General features: G+C 37.1%; 19 protein-coding genes. 3 read left to right on the forward strand and 16 right to left on the reverse strand.

Annotated elements, in window-relative coordinates:
• Positions 1-35 precede the first annotated feature (35 nt).
• A complete protein-coding gene (locus D9842_RS19445) occupies positions 36-350 on the forward strand; it encodes a YflT domain-containing protein (RefSeq protein ID WP_285849131.1) in 315 nt (104 codons plus the stop codon).
• A gap of 166 nt (positions 351-516) precedes the next feature.
• On the opposite strand, the gene galT is transcribed toward D9842_RS19445, so the two are convergent.
• From galT to D9842_RS19460, 3 genes are read right to left on the reverse strand one after another with little or no spacing between them, the layout of a single operon-like run.
• A complete protein-coding gene (gene galT / locus D9842_RS19450; protein ID WP_121663954.1) occupies positions 517-2049 on the reverse strand; it encodes a UDP-glucose--hexose-1-phosphate uridylyltransferase in 1533 nt (510 codons plus the stop codon).
• A gap of 42 nt (positions 2050-2091) precedes the next feature.
• Positions 2092-3081, reverse strand: a complete 990-nt coding sequence (galE, locus tag D9842_RS19455; protein WP_121663955.1) for a UDP-glucose 4-epimerase GalE — start codon at positions 3079-3081, stop codon at positions 2092-2094.
• A 21-nt stretch (positions 3082-3102) separates the two neighbouring features.
• Positions 3103-4272 (reverse strand): galactokinase, encoded by a 1170-nt coding sequence (locus tag D9842_RS19460; protein WP_121663956.1) that lies wholly within the window; start codon positions 4270-4272, stop codon positions 3103-3105.
• A gap of 229 nt (positions 4273-4501) precedes the next feature.
• On the opposite strand from D9842_RS19460, the gene D9842_RS19465 reads away from it, so the two are divergent.
• Complete coding sequence (locus tag D9842_RS19465; protein ID WP_121663957.1) at positions 4502-5347, forward strand: AraC family transcriptional regulator; 846 nt, start codon at positions 4502-4504, stop codon at positions 5345-5347.
• A 288-nt stretch (positions 5348-5635) separates the two neighbouring features.
• Here D9842_RS19465 and D9842_RS19475 read toward each other — a convergent pair whose 3' ends face one another.
• From D9842_RS19475 to D9842_RS19515, 9 genes are all read right to left on the reverse strand, one after another.
• The gene (locus D9842_RS19475) at positions 5636-5890 is read right to left on the reverse strand and encodes a hypothetical protein (protein ID WP_121663959.1); all 255 of its coding nucleotides are present in this window, start codon (positions 5888-5890) and stop codon (positions 5636-5638) included.
• A 68-nt stretch (positions 5891-5958) separates the two neighbouring features.
• Positions 5959-6873: an NAD(P)/FAD-dependent oxidoreductase gene (locus tag D9842_RS19480; RefSeq protein ID WP_121663960.1), complete on the reverse strand. Its 915-nt coding sequence runs from the start codon at positions 6871-6873 to the stop codon at positions 5959-5961.
• Positions 6874-7237: 364 nt separating this feature from the next.
• Positions 7238-8143: an SDR family oxidoreductase gene (locus D9842_RS19485; protein ID WP_121663961.1), complete on the reverse strand. Its 906-nt coding sequence runs from the start codon at positions 8141-8143 to the stop codon at positions 7238-7240.
• 105 nt (positions 8144-8248) lie between these two features.
• Entirely contained in the window at positions 8249-9544 is a 1296-nt protein-coding gene (locus D9842_RS19490) for a DUF5050 domain-containing protein (RefSeq protein WP_162987514.1), read from the reverse strand.
• Between the two features lie 69 nt (positions 9545-9613).
• Positions 9614-10576: an ABC transporter permease gene (locus D9842_RS19495; protein ID WP_121663963.1), complete on the reverse strand. Its 963-nt coding sequence runs from the start codon at positions 10574-10576 to the stop codon at positions 9614-9616.
• A gap of 74 nt (positions 10577-10650) precedes the next feature.
• Entirely contained in the window at positions 10651-11661 is a 1011-nt protein-coding gene (locus D9842_RS19500; RefSeq protein WP_121663964.1) for an ABC transporter permease, read from the reverse strand.
• Positions 11658-12530, reverse strand: a complete 873-nt coding sequence (locus D9842_RS19505; protein ID WP_121663965.1) for an ABC transporter permease subunit — start codon at positions 12528-12530, stop codon at positions 11658-11660. The genes D9842_RS19500 and D9842_RS19505 overlap by 4 nt, the downstream gene beginning before the upstream one ends.
• 1098 nt (positions 12531-13628) lie before the next feature.
• Positions 13629-14378 carry an oxygen-insensitive NADPH nitroreductase gene (nfsA, locus tag D9842_RS19510; RefSeq protein WP_121665139.1) on the reverse strand — a complete coding sequence of 250 codons (750 nt, stop codon included), beginning with the start codon at positions 14376-14378 and terminating at the stop codon, positions 13629-13631.
• Positions 14379-14493: 115 nt separating this feature from the next.
• Entirely contained in the window at positions 14494-15702 is a 1209-nt protein-coding gene (locus tag D9842_RS19515; protein ID WP_121663966.1) for an MFS transporter, read from the reverse strand.
• 307 nt (positions 15703-16009) lie between these two features.
• Between D9842_RS19515 and D9842_RS19520 the strand changes: the two genes are divergently transcribed.
• Positions 16010-16291, forward strand: coding sequence for a spore morphogenesis/germination protein YwcE (locus D9842_RS19520; protein ID WP_121663967.1), 282 nt, complete (start codon positions 16010-16012; stop codon positions 16289-16291).
• Between the two features lie 46 nt (positions 16292-16337).
• Here D9842_RS19520 and qoxD read toward each other — a convergent pair whose 3' ends face one another.
• The 4 genes from qoxD to qoxA are packed head-to-tail and all read right to left on the reverse strand — an operon-like array spanning position 16338 to position 20150.
• Positions 16338-16622 (reverse strand): cytochrome aa3 quinol oxidase subunit IV, encoded by a 285-nt coding sequence (gene qoxD / locus D9842_RS19525; RefSeq protein WP_121663968.1) that lies wholly within the window; start codon positions 16620-16622, stop codon positions 16338-16340.
• A 3-nt stretch (positions 16623-16625) separates the two neighbouring features.
• Positions 16626-17222, reverse strand: coding sequence for a cytochrome aa3 quinol oxidase subunit III (gene qoxC / locus D9842_RS19530; protein ID WP_121663969.1), 597 nt, complete (start codon positions 17220-17222; stop codon positions 16626-16628).
• A gap of 2 nt (positions 17223-17224) precedes the next feature.
• Entirely contained in the window at positions 17225-19168 is a 1944-nt protein-coding gene (gene qoxB / locus D9842_RS19535) for a cytochrome aa3 quinol oxidase subunit I (protein ID WP_121663970.1), read from the reverse strand.
• Between the two features lie 58 nt (positions 19169-19226).
• On the reverse strand, positions 19227-20150 hold the full coding sequence (qoxA, locus tag D9842_RS19540; RefSeq protein ID WP_121663971.1) for a cytochrome aa3 quinol oxidase subunit II: 924 nt from the start codon (positions 20148-20150) through the stop codon (positions 19227-19229).
• Positions 20151-20304: the final 154 nt, after the last annotated feature.

A 20304-nucleotide genomic window follows, 5' to 3' on the forward strand; every position in this document is an offset into this window, starting at 1 on the left:
TAATTACCAAGTAAATGACAAAGGAGTTGATGATGATGAAAACATATATCGTTGAAAATGGTGTACAAGCTTCCGAGAAAATTCTTACTTTACAAGCAGAGGGCTATGACAAGGAGCATATCTATCTATTTGCACATGATGAAAATCGCTCCAAGCATTTAACTGAACATACAAATACTAAAGGTATTGGATTAAAAGAAGAAGGCATCTTTGACAAAATGGCAAATATTTTTGTATCCCGTGGAGAGCAGATTCGCACCCGCATGACCTCCTTGGGCCTTTCACAGCATAAAGCGATGGAACTAGAAGAAGAGTTGGACGAAGGAAAAGTCGTCATCGTAGCACAGTGATAAAATAAGAAAGAGTCTAGCCGATTGGTGGTTAGACTCTTTCTTATTTTCAACCTCAAAAAAAACCCCCTTACAAAGTAAGGAGGCAACATACATATATAAAATTAGGGGGGATTAATAGCATCATTGACACTTTTGAGAATTCTTATACTAGTAAATCCAATTATTATGTTAATTGGGCTTGTAAATGCTGAACAAATCGCTGAAACGCTTGTTGACCAGACTCATCTTGCTTAAATACACCTGCATGCTCTAAAATCGTTGCAAAAATATGGCCAACTTCTTCAAGTAAAAGTTGATAGGCATTGTCTTGACTAATATCTGGTACATTTGTTTTTACCTTTTTAGCCCACTCATAATGTTTATTGATTTCTTCATCTTGCTCAATTTTAGCAAGGCCATCTTCCTCAGGCAACCATTCAGCAAGCTTTTTTAACTCATCTAACAATCTGCCAGGTAAAACAGCTAATCCCATTACTTCAATAAGACCGATGTTTTCCTTTTTGATATGATGCACCTCTTGATGCGGATGGAAAATGCCGAAAGGGTGCTCTTCATTTGTTCTGTTGTTTCTTAGCACTAAATCAAGCTCAAAAAGATCGCCTCTTCTTCGTGCAATTGGTGTAATCGTGTTATGTGGTGTTTCTTCTGTAAACGCTAAAACATCAACTGTTTCATCACTGTAGCTTTTCCATTGCTGTAAAATATCATCTGCCGCTTCTACTAGCTCTTCTTGATCGCTTCCTTGTAATCTTAAAACAGACATAGGCCATTTCACGATTCCTAACTCAATGGAAGGAAACTTACTCAGCGTAAATGAATGTAGCTTTTCTGCTACCTCCATCGGGAATGTATGATGACCTCCCTGGAAGTGATCATGACTTAAGATCGAGCCACCAACGATCGGTAAATCAGCATTTGAGCCAAGGAAATAATGTGGATATTGGTCAACAAAGTGAAGCAGCTTTTTAAATGTTTCCTTGGAAATTTTCATCGGCTTATGTTCACCTGATAAGACAATTGCATGCTCGTTGTAATAAACATATGGCGAGAATTGGATAAACCATTGCTCATCACTTAATGTGACAGGAATAATCCGGTGATTTTGTCGTGCTGGGTGATCTAGTCTTCCTGCATAACCAACGTTTTCTTTACAAAGCAAGCATGATGGATATTCGCTTTTTTGCATATGACGAGCAGCAGCGATCGCAACCGGATCTTTTTCAGGCTTAGATAAGTTGATGGTCATTTGCAAATCACCATACTCTGTGTTCACAAGCCATTTCTCGTTCTTAGCAATTCTGTCTGTACGGATATAGTGAACATCCTGAGAAAATTGATAAAAAAACTCTGTAGCTTTTTGCGGGCCATCCTGAGCTACTTGTTCATTAAATCTTCGGATCACTTCACCTTGAGACGGGACTAAGCAGCCCATAATCTTTGTATCTAATAGATCCCGATATGTGACTGTGTTTTCCTCAAGAAGCCCTTGGTCAGCAGCCCAATTAAGAATATTTTCAAGAATTGAAACTGGAGCATTCAGCTGTTCTTCTGGTACCTCGACAGGCTTGATATCAGAAAGCTGAAGCACCTCCAACATTTTGTTGCGAGATAAATCAACGTCCCATTTTGTGATCAATTGCTTTTGAAGAGCGAATTGAAGTAATCTTTCTATTTCTAAATCGATGTGGATAGACATTGTTTTCATCCTCTCATCTTCGATCGTAACGAATAAATATGTTTATTTTTGATAGCCCTTTGGATGGTTTTGGAACCAATTCCACGCACTTTCAATGATTGTGTGAAGGTCAGCATATTTCGGCTTCCAGCCTAATTCATTGACCGCCTTTTCAGAAGAGGCAATTAAAACAGCTGGATCACCTGCACGGCGAGGCGCTACCTCTGCAGGGATAGGATGACCTGTAACAGTTCTCGCTGTCTCGATTACCTGTTTAACTGAGAATCCATTGCCATTCCCAAGGTTATATGTTGCACTTGTGTTATCCTTACGCAGCTTTTCAATCGCTAAAATATGGGCATCAGCTAGATCTGTTACGTGGATATAGTCGCGGATACATGTTCCGTCCTCTGTTTGATAATCATCCCCAAAGATCATGATTTTCTCACGGTTGCCTAAAGCCACTTGCAAAATAATCGGAATTAAATGTGTTTCCGGGTCATGATCTTCGCCAAGCTTTCCTTCCATATGAGCTCCCGCTACGTTGAAATAGCGAAGAACAACATATTTTAATCCGTAAGCCTGCTCACTCCATTTCAGCATTTTTTCAACAGCAAGCTTTGTTTCTCCATAAGGGTTTGTTGGTACAGTTGGGTCATGTTCAACAATCGGTATATTCTCTGCTTCGCCGTATGTTGCAGCTGTTGAAGAAAAGACAATTTTCTTTACGTTATATTCTGTCATTACTTTAAGAAGACACATTGTCCCATACACATTGTTTTCATAGTATTGAAGAGGCTTTTCAACACTTTCACCTACTAATGAGTCAGCAGCAAAATGAATAACAGCTTCAATGTTATTTTCCTTGAACACATTTCTCAAAAACTCTTCATCTTTTAAATCGCCATTGTAAAACGTTGCACCCTCTAAAACAGCCGGAAGATGTCCCTTTTGCAGGTTATCAACAACCACAACCTCTTCTTTTCGATCTAAAAGCTCTGATACTGCATGACTTCCAATATAGCCTGCTCCACCACATACTAAGATTGCCATGATTTTTTCCTCCGTTTCGGATTATAAAATTTCCTTTGCTCCGTCTCCTACATTTGCTACGTAAAAATCAGCTATTAACCCTGTTTTTTCTGTGTAGCTCTTCCCTACTTCTTTAATAAATTCATCGATTTTATCATTTGCTACGATTGAAACTGTACAACCGCCAAAGCCGGCTCCAGTCATTCTTGACCCTATAACACCATCTTGGTCCATAGCAGCTTCTACTAATGTGTCTAATTCAAAGCCTGTTACTTCGTAATCATCTCGTAAAGATGTATGAGAATCACACATTAATTGTCCAAAGCTCAAAATATCACCTTGCTTCAGCTTTTCTACCGCTGAAATCGTTCGAGCATTTTCATAGACTGCATGTTTGGCACGCTTTTGATCTATACTATTTTTGATTAAATGACGGTAACTCTCAAATTGTTCTGGTGTAAGATCTCCCAGCGATTGAATAGATAGCTCCTTTTGCAATTGACTAAGGGCACGTTCGCATTCAGAGCGTCTTTCATTATACTTTGAATCAGCAAGAGCTCTACGTTTGTTCGTGTTTGCAATAACTAAAGAGGCATTTTCTAATACAACCGGACTATATTGGTAATCAAGAGTTTGACAGTTTAGCAAAATCGCATGATCTTCTTTTCCCATTCCAATCGCAAACTGATCCATAATTCCACAGCTCACACCAATAAATTCATTTTCAGCATGCTGACTCATTTGTACCAATTCAACAGTAGTAAAATTCGTCTCAAACAACGCCTGAATAGTAACTGCGGTTACGAGTTCAATTGATGCAGAAGAAGATAAACCAGCTCCATTTGGAATATTACCATAAAATAGGATATCAAAGCCTTTATTTATTTTGACACCTTTATCAATAAATTCCTTCATCACCCCTTTAGGGTAGTTCGCCCAATCATGTTCCTTTTGAAGTTTCAATGGTTGTTCGGTTGATAGAGTCACAATCCCGATCTCAGGAAAGTTGCTAGAATACATACGAATCTTTTGGTCATTTCTGAGTGCCACAATCGCGTATGTACCAAATGTTAACGCACAAGGAAACACGTGTCCCCCATTGTAATCTGTATGTTCACCGATTAAATTCACACGCCCTGGTGCAAAAAAGGATCTAGTAGGCTGATTCTGTTGAAAAATCTCGTTAAATTCATTTCTTACTTGCTCGATCATGAAAATCACCCTTCACTTTGTTGTCATTAGTTTGTTTTCTATTTTCATTGTAAGTTCCGATTTTCCTGCTAACAATGGTAAAATTATTTGAAGAGATAGTACTTATTTGCTTAGGTTTTCTGTTTAAACTTGTTGAAATTAACAATGAATAATACTGTTCACACAGTACATATCAGTCTTTTTTTGCTAAAAGCATCTAAAAAGGGTAAGAAAAGGGGATTTTTTTGCTATGAATAAAAAAACCGGTGCAATTGCTTTTCGTTTTAATGACCCTAACGTGAATCAGGTAGCACAAATTTGGTCTGTTGGCTGGGAAGAACAAGAGTCTACGATTTACAATTGGAGTGGCATTGAGCGGAAGGACCAGGAAAAATATATATTTCAATATACATTGTCAGGACAAGGAGAAATCAATATAGATGGTAAGGTTCATCAGCTAAAGGCTGGTCATGCCTTTATTGTCAGCAGTCCAGGGCATTATCATTACTATTTGCCCGAGCATTCAAAGAAATGGGAGTTTTTATATGTAACTTTATATGGAAATGAAGCAAAGAAATGCTGGGAGCATGTTAAAAGGAAGGGTAACCAAGTGGTTCGTTTTCATCCTGAAGCTGCTCCGGTTAAGCTTGTTAAACAAATGTATGATGATGCTCGTGAACGAAAAATCACCAATGCCTATCAGGGATCAAGCATTTCCTATCAATTTATTATGGAGTTATACTTGGCTTTATCAAATGTGGATAAATTAATGGAGGATTGGGCAGAAGGTGTGGTTAGTGCCGCTTTATTTGCAAGAAATTACTATCAGGATGAAATTGGTGCTGAAGAAATGGCAGAAGCCTCAAAGTTATCAAAATATCATTTTACAAGATTGTTTAAGCAAGAAACTGGGGTGACCCCGATTCAGTATTTAACGAATATCCGCTTGCAAAAGGCAATTGAGCTATTGCAGCATACAAAGTATTCTGTTGAAGAAATTGCTCAATTGGTAGGCTATAAGAATGCGAATTATTTGAATAAGATTACGCGTAAGTTAATGGGGAAATCTCCTGGGCAGATTAGGCAGGGGGAATAGTTTTATCACATATTTTTGTTGTTTAATGGTCAGACGAAAAGATTGGTCGTTCCATTGCGCTGCAGACACAAGATTCCCCGGGGAAGAATAATGAAAAATCCCAACTGCCGGATTTTTCAAAGAGCAATTCTTCCTTGGAGGAAGCCAAGCCTCCCGCAGGAGTCAAGTGTCTTCCACTTCATTCCACTATCGTTTAAAAACTTAGATAATGCAACAAACTCTGTGAAAAAACAACTTAATTCAAAAGTAATTAATGTCCATCCATTATCTCTAATTGCCCTTTTTGATTCATTCATCCAAATCAATTTGTATGGTTCCTTTTTGGTGCATGATTGTCATTTTTGTGCCTGGGGCCATGATGTTTTCTAGGATGTCTTTTGCTGCTTGTAAGGCAAATTCGATTCGTTCTAGCTTTTCTGTTTCTTCCTCACGTTGGTTGAGTGGAATGTCTGACATTTTCTGTGTATAGTTCAATGATGTTTGATGAAACTCAGCTAGTTTTTCATAAACTTCATCATATAGTTCCTCGATTTCTTTTTTCATGTCCAGCCTCTCCCTTTTTCTTGCTCCTTCTTCTATCATACAAAACTGAAGCTTAAGTAAACAGAGATTTACGATTGATTTTTTAATAATCGCTTATGAATCCAAATGGCAGCCTGACAGCCGTCTGCCATTGCAATTGTGACTTGCTCAGAATGGGCGACAACATCTCCTGCTGCCCATACGTTTGTGACATTTGTTTCCTTTGTTCGCGGATCTACTAAAACATGTTTATTTTCCAGCCTTTCCACCCCAAGCTGCGCGGCTAGGTCTGAATGAACTGAATTTCCACCGAAGCCTATAAACCCTTTATCTCCCGCTACTGTTTGTCCATTTTTCAGCCTTACCCCTTTAAATTTGGATTCATTTTCAGTAATAATTTCTTCAATCTGTTCGTCTATCACACGAATGTTTTTTTGCTTAAGCTGATCGAGCAAGGCTGCTTCAAGTTGTTCCTCGTCATGATTGATAAATGTTATTTTGTCTGTCCAATACGTTAGTGTTAAAGCTAAATTCCCTCCTGTTTTTCCTGAACCTAATAACAAGACATGCTGATCTCGCACTTCATATCCATCACAATCTGGACAAACATAGATTGAGATTCCTAAGCATGGCTCGATGTTTTTAATACTTGGAATTCGATCCTTAATTCCTGTGGATAATAATAATGTTTTTGCTTCATACACTGTTCCATCCTCTGTGTGAAGGAGGATGTTTTCCCCGTTTTTCTCAGACTTATGAACAAAGCCTTTTTTAAATTCTACTCCATAGCTTTCTGCCTGCTTTCTGCCCAAGTTCCTTAGCGTTTCCCCACTTACCCCTTCAGGCCAGCCTAGTATATTATGATAAGCACGGCACAAGTTAGACCGGCCATCTTGATTATCTAAAACAAGCACATTGTGCATATATCGTCCAAGTTGAAGAGCTGCTTGTAGCCCTGCAATTCCACCTCCAACAATTATGCATTCATATGAGTTTGCTTTCATATCCACACGTCCTTTTTCATTTCGTACACATTAGCGTTTGTTAAAAGGAAAAAGTTCATTCACATTTTATCCACACAGAAAAAGGAACTGAACTTTTGTCCAGTTCCCACAGGTTTTTCCTCAAATTGTGGATAAAAAGAATTAAACGACACGTATTTACAATATCGACACAAATATTCGTCAAAAATTTAGATATTAACAAGTTATTAAACTGTTAACAACAACTTATCCACAAAAGTTATACACATATCCACATTTCCTATCCACATTTTGTGTGGGTACATGCGTTCGCCACAATATATATAGGACTTTTTTCCATTGTTTAAAAGTTATTCACAGGGCATTTTTAGGTCTTTTTGCTGACTTATGATGTTCTAAAATCTCCTCCATTTACATGCAGTACTTGCCCTGTCACATACCTTGAATCATCAGAAGCAAGATAAACGTAAGTTGGAGCTAGCTCAAACGGTTGACCTGCCCGCTTCATTTCTGTGTCAGTTCCGAATGTTGCAACCTTTTCTGCCGAAAAGCTCGAAGGAATCAGTGGAGTCCAAATTGGTCCTGGCGCTACACCATTTACCCGTATTCCCTTATCCACAAGTGATAATGAAAGAGATCGTGTAAATGTTGTAATGGCACCCTTAGTTGCTGAGTAATCGATTAGTGTTTTATGTCCTTGATAAGCTGTGATTGACGTCGTATTAATGATCGAGCTTCCATTGTTTAAGTATGGTAAGCTTGCTTTCACCATATAGAAGAAAGCAAAAATGTTCGTTCGGAACGTTGCTTCTAGCTGCTCGGCAGAAATATTTAAAATGCTATCCTGAACAATTTGGATACCATGGTTATTCACTACAATGTCTAGTCTTCCAAATGTCTGGATCGTTTGCCTAACAACTTCATATGCTGTTCGTTCCTGACCTAAATCTCCTGCATAAAGCAGGCATCTCCCACCAAGTTGTTCAATTCTTTGTTTTGTTATTTGGGCATCACGATGTTCATTTAAATAAGGAATCACAACAGCTGCCCCTTCTTTTACAAATGCATAGGCAACCGCTCTTCCTATACCACTATCCCCACCTGTAATAATGGCCACCTTGTTTTTTAACTTTCCGCTTCCTTTATATCCCTCCCATTCAGAGATCGGATTTGGATTCATTTCATATTCAAATCCAGGATGACGGTCTTGATGCTGTGGTGGAAAAGCAATTGGCTGTTCCTTCACCTTTTGCTTTTTTGAATAATATGGATAAACAGGATACGGTTTCATGAGTTTAGCCCTCCCTGTAGTGATCTTCGCTACGATAAAGCCTATTCTTCTACAGCTTGGATAGATGACAAAAAAAGAACTTAGGAGTAATCCCAAGTCCTGATATTATTTTTTTCTCATCTTACTCACAACATAAGAGAATAATACGAGCACCAGTGAACATATAAACATAGCAACAGCCACCATCGCCAGCCAGATGCCATACCATGGATTTGTGATTGCCCCAATCGCAAAGCTTCCAATAAAAAAGAGTAGAGAAAGACCAAGACTAATATATGAAGGTTGAAAAACCTTACCTGATCTTATATGGGACAATAAAATCAACCCACCAAAGAAAAGAACATAATAAATGGCCATTGCAACTTCATTTGCTAACAAGAAATACACTGTTTTCATCGCTAAATGGCTGTTGGCTGATGAAGGGAGATTTACATTCACTTCTTGTTCATCTCCACCTTCAAATGAGACAGTCATAAGTCGATAGTTCTCTGGATCACTAGGCCAATTTGTATACTCCAGAAATGCCAACTTGTTTTCATGATGTAAAAAGACAGGTGATTGTATATTGTTGTCTAAATAGGTTAATCGTTTTGTTTCAGCTGTTTGTAGATTTTGAAGATATAGTTCATATTTAAATAAACTGCTATTTAATGATGCTTTCGTTACCGCCGTGTATGCTAGAAATTTCTTATCCTTAGATAAAACAGAAGAATAGATATCTTTTTTAACAGAAACAACAGGTGATTCTGTTTTACCTTTTAGAGAAAAAACAGTAGGCTCTTCGTATGCTTGAAATAAGCTATAATACAGTTCTTCTCCATCCTCAGATATCGAAAGGTCATTCATTGTGAAGTGATCCTGATCTGTTAATTGTTCTAGATTTGTTCCATCACGATTGATTTTGTAAAGATCATACCCTTCCTTTGTTTCTCCTTCCATCTTATTAATTTCAGATGAAAGCTTTGCAATAAAATACAAGATGTCACCATTAGGAGAAAAAACAGCATCTGTTACATGTAAAGAATCGTCCGTTACCCTTTTTTGATGACTTCCATCCTTGTTCATCACCAATAAGCTTTGTGCACCATCTATTTCCTCAGAAAGAAATAATAGCTGTTCTCCATCTTGGGAAAACTTCGGGCTCCGAAATCTACCATTTTCTTTGCTACTAACCTTGGTAAGCTCCGATCCATCAAGATTTGCTGTATAAATTGCTTCATCTCCATCTACATAATATGAAAAAGCAATGGTCTCGTCATCTGGTGATACGTCAATATCTTTGCCTAACCCGGTATAAAACTGATAAGGATCTTCTTCGTTTAAAAATTGAAACAAGATAGAGCCAACTAAAAGAAGCAAACTTATGATAGTGAAAACGATCAGAATCCGTTTTTGTCTCATTTTCATCAGCTCCTTCTTCTTTTTACGTTCTAAACTTCTACTACTATCATATGCGAAATTTCACGTTTACTACATAGACTTATCCAAAAAATCAAACGAATTTTCTTTTTTACGTAATCTCTTCTTTTCAGCAGAAAGTGTTTGAGTATTTTTTCTTTTAAAATACACAGGTCTTCCTGAGGTTACCCTAGAAAAACCCTCTACCATAAGCATTACTGCCAAAATTGTGACAGCAAAACAAACAATTGGCGTTAAAGGAATCCATGGGGCCCACTGAAGAAAGATCTTTGATCCTCCGATCAAGCCGGACCACTCATTTGTTACTGATTTTGGAGGATCTCCCCCTTCACTAGGAAAGATTGTTCCACCAAAATAGAGGAAAAATAGCCCTAAATGCGCCATAACAATGAGTGTTTGAACAAATTGCTGCCCGAATAAAATAAAAAATCTTTCTCTTAATGCTGGAAAGATATGCTTTTTGATAATGTGTAATTTTGAGCCTCCAAGTGTCTTCGCACTGCTTACATATTCCTCTTTGAATAGCTCTCTCGTTTCATTTCCTATTAAAACGGATAAAACAGGAACTGTTAAGATTGTCAGAACAACGATTTCAATTGCAATCCGCTCTGTTAGACTATAAACTGGCTCTTGTCCTGCTTTTAAAAACAGAAACGGCTGCAGCAAATATAAAGCAACAACCGATAACGGAACAAAATGAAACACATCAACTAAACTAGTAAGATATTTTTGTCCCTTCGGAAAATAAGTACCTAATACCAATCCTAATGGTACTGAAACCATCATTCGTAAAAAAGCAATAGTTAGAGCTCCTAATATCGTAAATTTGGCTCCTATTAGGACTTTGCTTAACATATCATAACCAAGCTTATCTGTTCCTAACCAAGCTTCCTTGCGAGGAGCAATCGGCGCTGAGTCAATTAACTCCTTATTTTCATCATAAATATGATAGATTTGCCGAACCTCATGATTAACCACAGCCGAGTATATAAAACTCGTACATACTAATAGCAAGAGAAACAAAAATCCTGTTAAAAATAATGGGTTTTTAAGAAGCTTCCTAATAAGTCTCCCTCCAATTCAGGCGATTACATGGATTTATCCAACAGTTCAAGCTGCTCTTTTTTTATAGGTTGTTGTTTTTGTCTAACAAATGGTCTTGTTTTCTTCCTTTTAAAATAAACTGGTCGACCAGTAGTTACTCTAGAGAACCCTTCAACCATAAATGTGACAGTTAAGATCGTTAAAGCAAAGCACATAATCGGTGTTAGCGGAATCCACGGTGCCCATTGAATAAATTGTTTCGATCCTCCGATTAAACCAGACCATTCATTTGTAAATGACTGAGGAGGGTCACTTGCTAGCTGGTCGTTCGATAGAATGGTCCCACCAAAGTAAAGATTAAAGATTCCTAAATGAGCCATGACGATTAATGTTTGAACTAGCTGCTGTCCAAACAGGATAAAAAATCGATCCTTCAGGCTTGGGATAATATGCTTTATCAAAATATGAAGCTTTGATCCTCCTAAAGTTTTGGAGCTTATTACATATTCTGATTTAAATAACTCCCTTGTCTCATTTCCTACTAAAACAGCTAAAATCGGGACAGTTAGAATGGTGAGGACTACTACTTCAATTGTCATTCGTTCCATAAATGAATAAACAAAGCCTTCAGGCTGCTGTCTAAGAACAGGAGTTAATAAATAGAGAGCTATAATCGTGAGTGGAATAAAGTGAAAAGCATCTACTACACTATTTATATATTTTTGCCCTTTTGAAAGATAGGCTCCAAGTATCAATCCAAGTGGAATGGATAACACCATTCGTAAAAAGGCAATAAGAAGAGCGGCTAGAATAGTAAACTTTGCCCCAATTAACACCTTACTTAACATGTCATAACCAAGCTTATCTGTTCCGAGCCATGATTCTTTACGTGGTGCAATAGGAGCAGAGTCAACTAATTCCTTATTTTCATCATAAATATGATAAATTTGATACACCTCGTTATCAACGGCCGCTGTATAAACAAAGCTAGTTAGTAACAGTCCTGCGACAAAAAGAAAACCAATTAAAAAGAGAGGATCTTTAAAAAGCTTCATGATAATGCTTCTCCTCCCTTTACTGTTTTTTCAATGATGAGTTTCACAAGATGATAGAAAACAAAAATTGGGACAAATAAAAAAAGAAGAATAAATGTAAACACTTCTGGTATCATATACGTTGTTAAATAATAGGTAATTCCAAACACATTAAATAAAAGTTCAACAACGACTAATGTTGAAAGCATAAACCATATTGTTTGCTTCAAATGGAAGAAAAGAGAAACAATTGTATTTCGCAAGATGTGCTTCCACAAAATGATTGTATGGCGAATTCCCTTTGCTCTCGTTAAAAGAACATAATCTTTTAATAACTCCTCTTCATAAAGATGGTTAGTAATTCGATATAACTGAATGGTTGGAAGAATTGCCAAACAAATGATTGGAAGCAAATAAGCTTGACTGTCTCCAACTGTGACAACCTTCATTAGTAAGATATCCGTTTTTTTATAGAATGTAATGATCAACAGCTGCAGCACTAGGATGACTAATATATCTGGTAATGATTCAAAAAAGAGAATAGCCAGCTTTATTTTTTCTCGAAGCCATTTCGGAAACTGCATCGTTAAAAATGTTAGTAGAATAGCAATAAGATAGGCTAAAAAGAGCGCACATATAATAAGCGTTAACGAATAAAAGGCACCTTCAAATATGTATTTGTAAACCTGATACTCCACCCCTTTTATCTCAAAGGTTATCTCGTTAAAATGAATAAGGCTGTTGATAATACTAGAAAGTGTATCTATAAACATCCCGATATGACTTCCCCCTGTACCCTGCGCTATAAACAAGGAAGGCAGTGCTCCAAAAATAATAATCCCCACACATGCAGCAATAAACTGCAAACTAATCGCTCCTAGCTTCTTCACCCTTCCACCCCTTTTAGCTTATTTTCCCATAATTATACTATAAATGGTAATTATTAGACGTTATATAAGGAAAATATGTTACATAGAATTAGGACTTGGTTTCGGTTCTGTTAGGTATCGCAGTTATTAATCATGCAAATTGAAATCACCTTTTAAAATGGCGCTTTTCTACCTTTTTTTGGGGTTTGAGTATGAATTTTTACCACCTCATATTGTAAAAGCATTCACATTTCTTGTTTGCGTATGGTTTCTTTCCTTTTTTCTTATAAAAGATTCGTGACTGTATAAAATTTACATTTTTTGCTTGCTTTTATATCACTATTCCCTTTTTATGGGGCTTGCGTATGGTTTTGTTCCAACTCACCACGTAAAAGCATTCACATTTCTTTTTTATGTATGCTTTCTTTCCTTTTTTCCTTATAAATGATTCGTAACTGTATAAAATTTACATTTTTTGATCACTTTTATGTCACTGTTCCCTTTTTATGGGGTTTGCGTATGGTTTTGTTCCAACTCACCACGTAAAAGCATTCGCATTTCTTGTTTACGTATGCTTTCTTTCCTTTTTTTCTTATAAATGATTCGTGACTGTATAAAATTTACATTTTTTACTTACTTTTATATCACTATTCCCTTTTTATGGGGCTTGCGTATGGTTTTGTTCCAACTCACCACGTAAAAGCATTCGCATTTCTTGTTTACGTATGCTTTCTCTCCTTTTTTTCTTATAAATGATTCGCGACTGTATAAAATTTACATTTTTGATCACTTTTATATCACTATTCCCTTTTTATGGGGCTTGCGTATGGTTTTGTTCCAACTCACCACGTAAAAGCATTCGCATTTCTTTTTTATGTATGCTTTCTTTCCTTTTTTCCTTATAAATGATTCGCGACTGTATAAAATTTACATTTTTCACTCACTTTTATGTCACTATTCCCTTTTTATGGGGTTTGCGTATGTTTATGTACCAACTCACACGTAAAAGCATTCGCATTTCTTGTTTGCGTATCCACTTTCCTCAATTTCTCTAATACAAAAATAAATAATTAACCAAAAAAAGTCCTGCTTATAAAGCTGGACTTTTTTAATCAACGGTTACCTTTTATTAAATCCCTTACCTTCTACAAACTCTTTCATATACATTCTTGAAGGTCTAGCTAATAAGCCTGCCATTTGACCTGTCCATGTATCCTTTCTTTTTCCATTTGTTCGCTGCTCATAATAGTGTGAGATGTCCTCATCATATTTTTGAAGCTGCTCCATGTAGTTTTCTTTGTTTTGCTCATACTCATCTTCATGGTAGATATGTTGAAGTGGTAACCTCTGCTTTTGATCTGGCATTTGAGCTGGATAACCTACAGCAACACCGAAAAGAGGTAAAACTAGTGGTGGAGTTTTTAAAAGCTTACAAACTTCATCTAAATTATTTCTAAGTCCACCTATATAAACAGCACCAAGCCCCATTGATTCCGCTGCTAGCACAGCATTTTGTGCAGCAAGAGTTGCGTCAATAGCCGCAACCATGAATTTCTCTGTACTTTCTAACACTTGACTTGTATCTTGTTCATGCTTTTCGGATAGTAACTGATGTCTGTATAAATCTGCACAAAACACGAAGAAATGTCCGTTTTCTGCAACATAATCTTGCCCACCTGCTAGTTCAGCTAACTTTTTCTTTTTGTCAGGATCCTTTATCCCAATAATTGAATAGGCCTGTACATAACTAGATGTTGAAGCTGCTTGAGCACTTTCGACAATTGTTTTAATTTGCTCATCTGATAATAGCTTATCTTCAAATTTACGAATGGATCGATGGTTTTGGATTGTTTTAATAACTTCGTTCATGTTTTTCCCTCCTATAACCTTCTTATCTGAAAGGATACCTTGTTTCGTTTCTTTATGCATTTAGGATGCTCAGTAAAAAAGAGATTAGCCCCCAAAGACTAATCTCCTACACCTTCTATGCTAATTCCTTTTGCTTTGTTTCCTCACCTAGTACAAGTACAGCGAGTGCACCGACAACTATTGCAACGGCAAAGATCAGGAAAATTGAGTTAATCGAATATTCCGCAGCAACTAAATAGCCGACTGTTAATGGTCCTAAAATACCACCAATTCTTCCAAATGAAGCAGCTAAGCCAGCACCTGTTCCACGAACCTCTGTTGGGTAGTGCTCTGGTGTATAAGCATAAAGCCCACCCCATGCACCCAGGTTAAAGAAAGAAAGAAAAATACCTGAAGTTAGCAGCAATGGAAGTGTATCTGCATTTCCGAAGAAATAGGCACTAAGAGCCGTTCCAATTAAGAATGTAACAAGGACAAACTTTCTTCCTGCTTTCTCGATCAGATACGCCGCTAAGAAATAACCCGGCAGCTGAGCAAGTGTCATAATTAGAACGTATTGAAAGCTTTTAATTAAACTGAAACCCTTCATGACCATTACACTTGGTAACCATAGGAACATTCCATAATATGAAAAAACAACACAAAACCATAGAATCCATAGCATGGTTGTTTGCTTTGTATATGGTCTTGCCCATACTTTTGCAATCTTTGTAAAAGATGATTCCTTTTGCTTTGAGACTGTAATAGCTTGAAACCTTGGAGAGTCCGGAAGTTTTAATCTTAAATATAAGGCATAAAATGCTGGCAATGCACTTAATAATAGCGCAGCCTGCCAACCGTAAGAAGGAATAACAAAATATGAAATAAGTGCAGCAATTAACCAACCACCTGCCCAGAAGCTTTCCAACAGAACAACAACCCTGCCTCGCTCATGTGCCGGTACACTTTCTGATACTAAAGTTGAAGCTACAGGAAGTTCTCCTCCTAAACCAGCTCCAATAAAAAATCTTAAAATAAGAAATAATGTTAGTGACGTTACAAATGCAGATATTCCACTTCCGATTGAGAATAGAAGAAGTGTAATAATAAACACTTGCTTTCTTCCAACCTTGTCTGCCATTAAACCAAAAACTAATGCTCCTACAGCCATACCGATTGAATTCACACTGCCAATCCAACCCATTTGCTCCGATGTTAAATCCCAATCCTTTTGTAAAGCTGCAATAATGAATGAAAGAATTCCAACATCCATTGCATCAAACATCCAGCCTAACCCTGCAATACCAAGTAATTTTCTCCTTGAGATATTCTGTGTTGTATCCATGTAAACCACCTTTCATTTTTAACCATAAGTGGTATCAGCATAAAAATGTACCAACTTTCCCCTCTACTCTCCACTAACACTTATACTCTAAATAAAAACAGCTCGTCAATCTATATTGCTTAACATCCCAAAATTAATTTATTCTCATACATTTTTATCTTTGTCAAACAGTAAAAGATATGTTATATTAAATGTAACAAAAAATTCACAAATCGGTTTAACTTTTGACACAATATAGACCAGTTTTAGACAAAATTAGGATGGTACCGATATATGAAAGCGGTGCCACTAAAAGGAGCGTATAAACATGGATGTATTTTTCGCTTATTTATTAATTGGAACTGCTACACCAATATTTTTATGGCTTGAAAATAGAAAAATTGCTCTTTTACAAATCCCACTAATTGTTTTAATGTGGACTACGTTAATTCTATATATGTATTCTGATTTTGGAGCAGGACATCTAATATTTGGATCAATTTTTGTCATTAATATTCTTGCTGCTCACTTGACAGTTCTTTATGTTCTTTATACTTCTAAATTACCTGAGTTTTTACAAAGCAGAACAGACGAAGGCTATACACACTAATACGCAAAAAAGGTATGACTCATATTCGAGTCATACCTTTTTCGTTTTAATGCATATCCCAAACCATTGCTAACAAAGTACCAAAGATTGTTACTAATGCAATAATTACTCCATAGTATACATTTGCATAGATCGCTGCTTTGTCCTCAGTTTCACCTGCGTGCATAAATACCACTAACTGAAGTCCAGCCTGTATAAATGCTGTTACTAACAGGACTGTCATTCCTACCGTAAATGACATATCGAAGAAGTAAACACCCAGTGCTACTAAAGTAAGGACTAGTGAAAAGACAAAACCCATCACTTGTTTCATCGGGAATAATTCACTCATTGTTTACATCATTCCTTTCAAATAGATGAAGCTGAAGATAAAGATCCAAACAACATCTAGGAAGTGCCAGTATAAACTGAAAATAAATGACTTGTTAGCTGTTTCTGGAGTTAACCCACGCTTTTTCACTTGCATGATGATAAATAATCCCCAGAATAAACCTACAGTTACGTGGGCTCCGTGAGTACCTAGAGTCGTTAATAAAATCGACGTAAAGGCACTTGCCCCAATGCCCGCTCCTTCATGTGCATAGTGGATAAATTCATAGATCTCAATACCTAGGAATCCTAATCCAAGAAGCAGTGTAATAGCAAAGAAATTTATCATTGCTTTTTGTCTACCAAGACGCATCGCATGAATACCTAAACCAATTGTGAAACTACTTGTTAAAAGTAAGAATGTTTCAAGGATAACAGGTGTAATAACGAAGATTTCGGCTCCATCAGGACCTGATCCTGTACGATTATATAGTGTGAAATAGGTAGCGAAAAGTGTTGCGAAAAGCATGATTTCCGCACCTAGGAAAATCCAAAATCCAAAGATCTTTAAACGATTTTCTTCTGTAGCATATTCAAGTGGTAGCGAGTTATCAATTTTCATCATTAAGCACCTCGCAATTCTGATTCAGTTTCTTCAATTTCTTTAACAGGAATATAACGACCATGATCTTCTTCGAAAGAACGTAGTGTCATAAAGATAAAGATTCCGATTGTAGTGATAATTGCTGGAATCCATAGGCTAAAGATTAGTGAGAAGCCCCATACAAAGAACACACAGCTCATTAGGAATGGCATTCCACTGTTATTAGGCATATGAATTTTTTCAATTTCACCTTTAAATAGCTTGTGATCATGTTTTTTCGCATCCCAGAATGGTTCGCTAGATTTAACTTCTGGAACAATTGCGAAGTTGTATTCTGGAACTGGAGTGTGTGTAGCCCACTCTAGTGTACGTGCATCCCATGGATCGGCACTAATATCTCTTGATGCATAACGAATGCTGTAGTAAATGTTATAAACGATTAACACAAATCCAATTGCCATAATCCCAGCACCAACAAATGAAACCATGTTAAGTGGTCCAAATCCAGTAGATTCTGAATACGTGAAGCTACGACGTACTTGGCCATCTAAACCTGTAATATACATTGGGATAAATGCTAGAACAAATCCGATTGAAAGCAACCAAGCTGTCCATTTCCCAAGTCTTTCGTTCAACATAAAACCAAACATTTTTGGCCAATAGTAAGTTAATCCAGCAAGCATAGCAAAAACTACACCTGGAATAATAACATTGTGGAAGTGAGCAACCAAGAACATTGTATTATGATACTGATAGTCAGCTGCAGACATCGCAAGCATAACCCCAGTTACTCCACCTAATGTGAATAGTGGAATGAAAAGCATTGAATAAAGCATTGGCGTTGTCATACGAATTTTACCTTTTCTAAGCGTAAGCAACCAGTTAAAGATTTTAACACCAGTTGGCACAGCAATGATCATCGTTGTAATAGAGAAAATGCTGTTTGTAAAGGCACCTTGACCCATTGTGAAGAAGTGATGCGCCCATACTAAGAAAGATAAAAGTGAAATTAATACCATAGACCAAACCATTGATTTATAGCCATATAGGTTACGTCCTGAGAATGTAGAGATAATCTCACTGTAAAGTCCGAATGCCGGTAAAATCAAGATATAAACTTCAGGATGTCCCCAAACCCAGAACAGGTTGGCCCAAAGCATATCCATACCACCGTTATCAAGAGTAAAGAAATGTGTTCCAAATAGACGATCCATTGTTCCCATTGCAAGTGCTACAGTTAACACAGGGAATGCGAAAACAATGATTAAGTTCGCAATAAGAGCTGACCATGTGAACATTGGCATTTTCATTAATGTCATACCAGGTGCTCTCATTTTCATAATCGTCGTGATAAAGTTAATACCCGTCATCAGGGTTCCTATCCCGGCAATCTGTATCGCGATCATATAATAGTTCGTACCTACAGATTTACTAAACTCTTCACTTGCTAGAGGGAAATATGAAGTCCACCCTGCGTCAGGTGATCCACCAACAACGAATGAAATATTAAATAACATAGCTCCCATAAAGAATAACCAGAAGCTTAAAGCATTAAGACGTGGGAACGCAACATCACGTGCTCCAATTTGCAGTGGAACAACCAAGTTCATGAAGAACATGATAAATGGCATCGCCATGAATAGAATCATAACAACCCCGTGTGTTGTAAAAATCTCATTATAATGCTGTGAATCGAGTAACGTATTATCAGGAACCGCTAGCTGTGCACGAAGCATAATTCCGTCGACACCACCACGGAATAACATAACTAACGCGGAAATTAAATACATAATACCGATACGTTTATGGTCAACTGTTGTTATCCATTCACGCCATAAATAACCCCATTTTTTAAAGTACGTTAATCCAGCAATGATAGCGATCGTGGTTAAACCAATGGCTACCATCGAAGCATAGATTGCAAAGCTTGGATGAGGTACGGCAAAACGATCAAAGAAATCCATACGTTTGTGACTCCTTTCGGAAGTAAATTTATTTTAAAGATCCGATATCTTTTAAAAGTTAATGATTACTGTGTTCTGAATGGTCTTCGTGTGAGTCAGTTTCAGTTGTTTCTGCTTCATGTCCTTCATGTTCAGACTCTGAACCTTCTTCACTGTGATGACCGTGATTTGGTGGAGCAAACTCTAAATGAGTACCCGTATAAGTTAATTGACCAAGATGACCCGGCTCTAATAACTCTTCAAATTCTGTTTCAGTAAGTGGTTCAGCCGTTTCTTTTACTTCATCTACCCACTCATCAAATTCAGTTTGAGACATAGCTGTTACGTTAAACGTATTATCAGCAAATCCTTCACCACTAAAGTTTGAGTTTCTTCCTAAAAATTCACCAGCGTGATCTGCTGCAAGATGAAGTGTTGTAATGTGATCATTCATCGCATACTTTTGTCCACCAAGCTGTGGAATCCAGAAACTTGTAATTGGTCCATGTGAATAAAGCTTAAACTCAAGTGGACGATCTGTTGGTACATATAAATAGTTCACCGTTTCAATATTTTCTTCTGGATAACTAAAATGCCATTTCCAGTTAGAAGATGACGCATAAACAACTAAAGGCTCTTTATCTTCATATCCTTCAGGCTGTGCTTCAACAATATAGTTACTTTGCACTGACACAAAAGAAAGGTAAGCAACAATAATAATTGGTACACCTACACAAATCGTTTCAACCCATACATTTCCATGAATGTGTGGTGGCTCATAATCATCAGGCATGTTAGAAGCACGATATTTCACTAACATATAAGCTAATAGTCCAAGAACAACAAGAACGATAAATAACATAATTCCCATAGATAATAAGATGTCACTTGCTAGTCTTTCTGCCTGTGGTCCTTTAGGATCCAAAACCAGTAACGGCTCACATCCTGATAACAATGCGGCAATGGAAACCATAACTGTGAACAACGTCCATTTTAATTTCATATAAGTACTCCTTTCTTTCCTTCACATAAGCTTCATTCTATACCTACATCATCAGAGTTAGATACCCCGACAACACTTTGTGAAAACATGCACAAGATCAGTGTGAAAGATCACACAAGATCGTTAATCACATCATATCAGACGTTCGCAAATA

It is taken from the genome of Metabacillus litoralis, assembly GCF_003667825.1.
GTDB lineage: Bacteria > Bacillota > Bacilli > Bacillales > Bacillaceae > Metabacillus > Metabacillus litoralis_B.